The organism is Streptomyces sp. NPDC058157 (genome assembly GCF_042884105.1).
Lineage (GTDB): Bacteria > Actinomycetota > Actinomycetes > Streptomycetales > Streptomycetaceae > Streptomyces.
Window position 1 is genome coordinate 1 of the sequence record NZ_JBHVUQ010000300.1, and the last position, 6733, is coordinate 6733.

General features: G+C 72.8%; 7 protein-coding genes. All 7 read right to left on the reverse strand.

The window, feature by feature from the left end:
- Positions 1 to 86: 86 nt before the first annotated feature.
- The 7 genes from ACFVXK_RS36230 to ACFVXK_RS36260 all read right to left on the reverse strand — a co-directional run bounded on the left by ACFVXK_RS36230 (position 87) and on the right by ACFVXK_RS36260 (position 6653).
- The gene (locus tag ACFVXK_RS36230) at positions 87 to 2156 is read right to left on the reverse strand and encodes an RICIN domain-containing protein (RefSeq protein WP_389620885.1); all 2070 of its coding nucleotides are present in this window, start codon (positions 2154 to 2156) and stop codon (positions 87 to 89) included.
- Between the two features lie 351 nt (positions 2157 to 2507).
- The gene (locus ACFVXK_RS36235; RefSeq protein WP_389620888.1) at positions 2508 to 2840 is read right to left on the reverse strand and encodes a TcmI family type II polyketide cyclase; all 333 of its coding nucleotides are present in this window, start codon (positions 2838 to 2840) and stop codon (positions 2508 to 2510) included.
- Positions 2841 to 2881: 41 nt separating this feature from the next.
- Positions 2882 to 3361 (reverse strand): SRPBCC family protein, encoded by a 480-nt coding sequence (locus ACFVXK_RS36240; RefSeq protein ID WP_389620891.1) that lies wholly within the window; start codon positions 3359 to 3361, stop codon positions 2882 to 2884.
- Position 3362: 1 nt separating this feature from the next.
- Entirely contained in the window at positions 3363 to 3617 is a 255-nt protein-coding gene (locus tag ACFVXK_RS36245; RefSeq protein ID WP_389620894.1) for an acyl carrier protein, read from the reverse strand.
- Positions 3618 to 3703: 86 nt separating this feature from the next.
- A complete protein-coding gene (locus tag ACFVXK_RS36250; protein WP_389620897.1) occupies positions 3704 to 4942 on the reverse strand; it encodes a beta-ketoacyl synthase N-terminal-like domain-containing protein in 1239 nt (412 codons plus the stop codon).
- Entirely contained in the window at positions 4939 to 6210 is a 1272-nt protein-coding gene (locus ACFVXK_RS36255) for a beta-ketoacyl-[acyl-carrier-protein] synthase family protein (protein WP_389620900.1), read from the reverse strand. Before ACFVXK_RS36255 ends, ACFVXK_RS36250 begins: the two co-directional genes overlap by 4 nt.
- Positions 6207 to 6653 (reverse strand): cupin domain-containing protein, encoded by a 447-nt coding sequence (locus ACFVXK_RS36260; protein ID WP_389620904.1) that lies wholly within the window; start codon positions 6651 to 6653, stop codon positions 6207 to 6209. Before ACFVXK_RS36260 ends, ACFVXK_RS36255 begins: the two co-directional genes overlap by 4 nt.
- Positions 6654 to 6733: the final 80 nt, after the last annotated feature.

Here is a 6733-nt window from a genome sequence, read left to right on the forward strand (position 1 = left end):
GTGCACACATTGCGGTGGAGTGGGGGTGGGGGGTACACGGGGGCGGGCGGCCCTAGGGGAGTAGGGCCGCCCGCCGGTCGTCGGGGTCAGGCGGCCTTGCGGGCCGTCCAGACCTGCGCCGGACGGCCGTCCGCGCGCTGGAGTTCGAGCAGCCAGTCCCCGTAGTAGGGCCGGTCGCTCACCGCGAGGGCGAAGCCGCCGCTCGGGTCGGAGACGGTCACCGCGCCGTCGCGCGAGGAGACCTTCCACTGCTGGGCGGCCGAGCCGCCGGAGCAGGGCTGCTGCGCGATCCACATCCCCGCGGCCGGGGCGCCGCCGGGCTGCAGGCACTTGCCGGAGACCGCCGAGCGGATCCGCACGAGGCCGTTGCCGGCGTCGTCGAAGTACCACTGCTGCTGCGCGTAGCCGTTGGACCGGCCGCCGACCAGGACCGTTCCGTCGGCGGTGCGGCCGCCCCACAGCTCGGCGGCCATGCCGCTGCTGCCGTTGCCGAGCACGTAGCGGGTGCCCGGGGTGGTCGTGGCGCCGCCGCCGGAGTCGGCGGTGCGGAAGGACGCGGCCTTGCCGGGGCCGCTGTCACGGCCGGAGGCGTCGCGGACGGAGACGGCCGCCGTGTACGCGGTGCCGGGACGGAGGTTGTAGACGCGCAGCGAGGTGGACTGCACCCAGGTCAGGTGCCTGTCGTTCAGCAGCACCTGGTACCAGACGGCGCCCTCGGCCTTGGGCCAGCTCAGCACCACCGAGTCCGCCTGGATCTGGCCGGCCGTCACCGTCGGGGCCCCCGAGGGCTTCTTGGTGGGCGACGGCGTCGGCGTCGGCTTCGGGGAGGGGCCGGGGTTCGGGTCGGTGCCGCCCCCGCCCTCCGTCCGCATCAGGAACTGGTTGTCGGCGATGTTCCAGTGCGTGGCGAGGTAGCTGCCGGGCTGCGGGTTGGTGTGGAAGTAGTCGTCGTGGTTGCAGTCGAGGATGTTCTCCTTCGCCTGGTTGTTGCAGACGTAGCGCATCTGCGGGTAGTAGGGCGTGTCCGAGTAGCACATGACGTCGTATTCGTCCGTGCAGTGCGCGCCTCGGCTGGTGTTGGGCGCGCTGTTGTTGACCGCGCCCAGGTTGTGGCCGAGTTCGTGCGCGGCGGTGTGGCCGCCCCAGCAACCGGAGTCGGTGCGGCCGTAGGAGGGGCCGAAGTTGCTCAGGTTGTCCTGGCCGTGGCGCTCGTCGCCGTTGAAGGTGCCGATGCCGCAGTAGACCTGGGTGTCCGCGAAGATCATGTACTTGCGGTCGCGCCGGTTGAGGCCCTTGCCGGCCAGTGCGTTGTTGGTGGCGCTGAATTCCGCGAGGGCGGAGTCCGGGAGCTCGATGTCCAGCACCGAGGGAGTGCAGTCGGCGGCCGTGACGTAGCGGATGTGGCGGATGCCGCCGGTCTCCTTGGCGCTGGCCGCGTAGATCAGGTCCGCGTCCACGGCCCACTTGCGGAACGAGGCCGCGTACTCGGCGTAGCGGTCGCGGCCGGGGCCGTGCGCGTACACGACCTGGACGCGGTTGCCGGTGCTGCCGTCGCCGTCGCACTGGACGGTCTGTCCGGCCGGTCCGGTGGCGACCGCCTGGCCGCCGGACGGTGCGGCCGGGGCCTTGGCGCTCGGTGCGAGGCTGCGGGCGTCGGCTGCGGGCGCGTCCTGAGGACGCCCGCCGCCGTCCGTGGCGGCCGGGTCGGCGGAGGCCGGGGAGGCCGGATCCGCCGCCGCGGCCTTGGCCTTGACCACGGGTTCGACGTCGGCCTTGATGTCGACGTCCTTGGGCGGGGCGTCGGGGCCGTGGGTGCACAGGCCCGCCTCGGTGCGGTAGACGCCGGCGCAGCGGTCGCCCTTGGGGGCGGCGTCGAGGCCGTCGTAGACCATGCCCTTGGCGTCCTCGTTCGCGGGCTTCTTCGCGAGGGGGGCCGGCTCCTGGTCGCGGGCCGGTGCGGCGGCCGGCTCCGCGGCTGCGGCCGGGGCTCCGGCCAGTGCGGGGGTGCCCGCCCCGGCGTCGGGGGCGAGTCGGGAGTAGGCCAGACCGCCCGCGAGCAGCGCCGCCGACGCCGCCGCGGCGGTCAGGAGTATCAGCTTGCGCGGCGTGCGGCGCTGGTCGGTCCGGCGGCGCCGGCCCTTGGGTCGTGCTGTCATGCGCACCTCAAGTCCTGGTCAGGGGAGTGGGTGCGCAGAAGCGTGCCAGATGAGCGCCGTGGAGAATTCGGACAAACGGGAGCCGGGCCCGAGAAATCTATCCGTTACCTTCGGGCCTGATTTGATGAACTGTCAATTTACCTTAAAAACAAGGGAGTTACGCGCGTCACGCGATAAAGGTCCAGGCCAATAAAGGGAGGTCGTTATCAAATCGAGATAAGAGGCGGAACCTTGTTGACGGCAATTCAGTCAGGTATTCATTCAAAAACTACCTGCCGAATTGACCCCGTCACAGGCCGTGGGTGCCCAGGCCGCCCGGCGGAGCGGCGCAGGCTTGGGCACCCGTACGGACTACCGCGCGGCGTCCCGCTCCCAGAGGTAGAACCGGTGCGCCATCGCGTCCTTGGGGCCCCGCCAGGTCTCCGGGTCGTGTGGGCTGACGTACGCCTGGAGCCGGTCGCTCAGGTCACGGAACTCCGGGTGCCCGACGACCTTCGCGATGGCCGGACCGGGATCGGTGTCGCACTCGACCAGGTGCATGTACACCTCCCCGAACTGGAAGAGGCTGCGCCGCCGGACCCCGACCAGGTGCGGCAGCTCGCCGGCGTCCGAGGCGGCGAACAGGCCGGCGATGTCGGGCGCGGAACCGGGCGCCATCCGGGCCACGATGAGGGCTTGGTGCATCGGGGGTCGCCTTTCGGGTGGGACGGGGGAGGAGAGGGGGATCAACCGCGGCCCGCCGGGGACGCGGCCTCCGCCCGGTGCGCCCGCTCGATCTTGTCCCGGATCAGCTCCATCTGGATCTTGGAGTTGTGGTTGATGCGGTCGGTCATCCCCGCGTCGTCGATCGGCGCGTCCGGCTTCATCGCGAAGTCCTGCACCCACCGCATCCGGGTACCGCCCGGCACCTCGCCGTACTCCCAGTGGATGTTCATGTGCGCGAACGGGCCGGTCTCCACCCGGCGCGCCTTCACCGTGAGCCCGGCGCGGTCCACCGTCCGCTCCGAGACCCAGCTCCACACGATCCCGTTCTCGTCGGGGTGCATGGCCAGGCGGAACCGGGTCGTGTTGCCCGCCTGCTCGAGGATCTCGACGGACGCGTACTCGCTGAACAGCTCGGGCCAGTTCGGCAGGTCGTTCGTGACGTCCCAGACGACGTCCACGGGCGCCTTGACGGTGATCTCGTTGTCGGTGTGGCCGGGCATCTCAGGCTCCTGTCATGAGGCTGTTGTTGACGAGGTCGACGAACTCGCGAGGGCTCTTGCAGCGGTCGGCGTCCGTGGGCAGCGCCCGGCCGCGCCGGTTCTCCAGCTCGCCCACGATCCCGAGCAGGCCCAGGGAGTCCAGGCCGTAGTCGTCGAACCGCGAGTCCGGACGGCTCGTCAGCTCCGCGGGGTCGACGGTGATTCCGGCGCTCTTCATGAGCGTCGCCAGTTCTTCCATGGTCAGTCGGTCGGACATCGTGCCTTCTCTCTCCTGCTTCCGGGGGGCCGGCCGGTCGCCCGCACGGCCCTGACGAACCGGGTACGGATCACTGCGCTCCGGCCTCACGGCCCCTTGCGCAGCACGAGTGCCGCGTTGGACCCCATCCGGCCGCGGCTCAGGACGAGCGCGGTCCGCACGGGGGCGACGCGGGCGCTGCCGGTGACCACGTCGAGGTCGTGGCAGACGTCGAAGACGTTCGGCGTGGGCGGCACGACACCGTGCTCCAGCGCCAGGACCGCGGCGGCCGCGTCCAGGGTCCCGGCCGCGCAGTACGCCCGCCCGGTACCGGTCTTGGGCGCCGTCACCGGCACCTTCGACCCGTGCGCCCCCAGCGCCGACCGCAGCGCCGCGGCCTCGGCCGCGTCCGCCTCGGGCGTGCCCAGGGCGTCCGCGAAGACCACGTCCACCTCCTCCGGCGCGCAGCCCGCGTCCCGCAGCGCACCGCGGACGGCGTGCGCCAGCCCCTCGGAGTCGCCCGGCCGGCCCGGCGGGGTGAAGGTGGCGCAGTGCCCGGCCACCAGGGCCCGGACCGGCGCACCCCGCCGCGCGGCCTCGGCCGCGTCCTCGACGGTGAACATCGCGCCGCCCTCGGCCGGGACGAACCCGCAGGCCTTCGCGGTGAAGGGCCGGTAGGCGCGCTCCGGGTCGTCCGCGGTGCTCAGCCCCTCGTACCCCACCTGGCAGACCACCGAGTAGGGGGCGAGCGGGGCCTCCGTCGCGCCGACCAGCATCGCCCGGCTGCCCTGCCGCAGGGCCCGCACGGCGTGCGCGAAGGCGTCCAGCCCGCCCGCCTCGTCGCCGCAGACCACCCCGCACGGGCCCTTGAACCCGCGCCGGATGGAGATCTGGCCGGTGCTGGCCGCGTAGAACCAGGCGATCGACTGGTACGGGCCGACGTAGCGGGGGCCCTGCCCCCACAGCCGCTGGAGCTCCCGCTGCCCGAACTCGCCGCCGCCCGACCCGGCCGCCGTCACCACGCCCACCGCGTACGGGTCGTCCTCGTAGTCGGCGCGGCCCAGCCGGGCGTGCTCCAGCGCGAGGTCGGCCGCGGCCAGCGCGTAGTGGCTGAAGCGGTCCGTCTGGACCAGGAACCGCTCCTCCACCAGCGAGCCCGGGTCGAAACCCCGCACCTCGCCCGCCACCCGCACCGGAAGGTGCTCGCAGCCCTGCCGGGTCACCCGGTCCAGGACGCTGTCCCCGGACTGGGTGGCCTTCCAGAAGGCCTCCGCGCCGATCCCGTTGGGCGCGACCACACCGATACCGGTGACGGCCGCCACGGGACCGGCAGTACGGCTTCTCACGCGCGTACCTCCTTGGGCTGGGTCAGGACCACCGCGGACTGGAAGCCGCCGAAGCCGCTCCCCACCGACAGCACGTTGCGCAGGGTGTGCCCCCGCGCGGTGCGCGGCACGTAGTCCAGGTCGCATTCCGGGTCGGGCGTCTCGTAGTTCGCGGTCGGCGGGACCACGTGATGGGTCATCGCCAGGACGCAGGCCGCGAGTTCGATCGCCCCGATGGCGCCGAGCGAGTGCCCCACCATGGACTTGATGGAGGTCATCGGCGTCTTGTAGGCGTGGTCCCCGAGCACCCGCTTCACCGCCGCCGTCTCGTGGCGGTCGTTCTGCTTGGTGCCGGAGCCGTGCGCGTTGACGTAGTCGATCTCCCGGGCGTCGACCCGGGCCTGGGCCAGCGCGGTCTCGATCGCCCGTGCCATCTCCAGGCCCTCGGCGGTCAGCCCGGTCATGTGGTGGGCGTTGCCGAAGGTGGCGTAGCCGCCGATCTCGCAGTAGATCCGGGCGCCGCGGGCCCGCGCCCGCTCCAGCTCCTCCAGGACCAGTACGGCCCCGCCCTCGCCGAGGACGAACCCGTCCCGGTCGGCGTCGAAGGGCCGCGAGGCGTGCGCCGGGTCGTCGTTGTTCGCCGAGGTCGCCTTGATGGCGTCGAAGCAGGCCACGGTGATGGGGGAGACCGGGGAGTCGGAGGCGCCCGCGATGCAGACGTCCATCCGGCCCTCCTGGATGGAGTGCACCGCGTACCCGACGGCGTCGAGTCCGGAGGTGCAGCCGGTGGACACGGTCTGGACGGGACCTCGCGCCCCGGTCTGCTCCGCCACCGCCGAGGCCAGGGTGGCGGGGGTGAAGGCCCGGTGCAGGAAGGGGGAGGAGAGCCGGTGGTCCACGTCCCACCAGGCGCCCCGCTGGCTCACGTCCACGTAGTCGTGCTCCAGCCGGGTGGTGCCGCCGACCGCCGTGCCCAGGGACACCCCGGTGCGCCAGGCGCTCTCGCCGTCCAGCTCCAGGCCGGAGTCGGCCACCGCCTCGCGGGCCGCGACCAGGGCGAACTGGATGTACCGGTCCGCCCGCGCCGCCTCGTCCTCGGTGAAACCGTGCTCGGAGGGGTCGAAGTCGACCTCGGCGGCTATCCGGGAGCGGAACCCGTCCGGGTCGAAGAGGGTGATGCCCCTGGTCGCCGTACGCCCGTTGGACAGCAGGTCCCAGAAGGCGGGGGCGCCGATGCCGCCGGGGGCGACCACCCCCACCCCCGTGACGGCCACCCGCCGGCGGGTCACGAGACCGCTCCCGTGCGCTCCGGCGGCCGCTCCGCCCAGGCGGTGGCGTCCGGGTTCGGCGCCTCCTCCGTGTCCACGTGCCCCAGCTTCGGATCCGGGGCGAGCGGGCCGAGGTGGAAGACCATCCGGGCCTCGGTGGAGCCGACGTTGCGGAACCGGTGGCGCACGTTCAGCGGGACCAGCAGCCCCTGGTCGGTGCGCAGCGGGTGGGTGTCCCCGTCGAGGTCGACCTCCAGCGTGCCGGCGACCACGTACACGAACTCCTCGGAGTACGGATGGTAGTGCTCCGCGATCGACTCGCCCGGGGCCATCACCGCCAGCCCCATGAATCCGCTGGTCGAGCCCACCGAGGTCGGGGTGAGGACGGCGCGCAGATCACCTCCGCGCCTGCGGTTGGGCTGGGTCTCGCTGAGGTCGACGATGCGCGGGTGATGTTGGGTCACGGCGGACTTCCTCCTGGCGGACGGGAGCCCTGTCACGGGCTGCCGGTGGGGGGGGGGTGGTTCGGGGCCGGGGGCGGGCA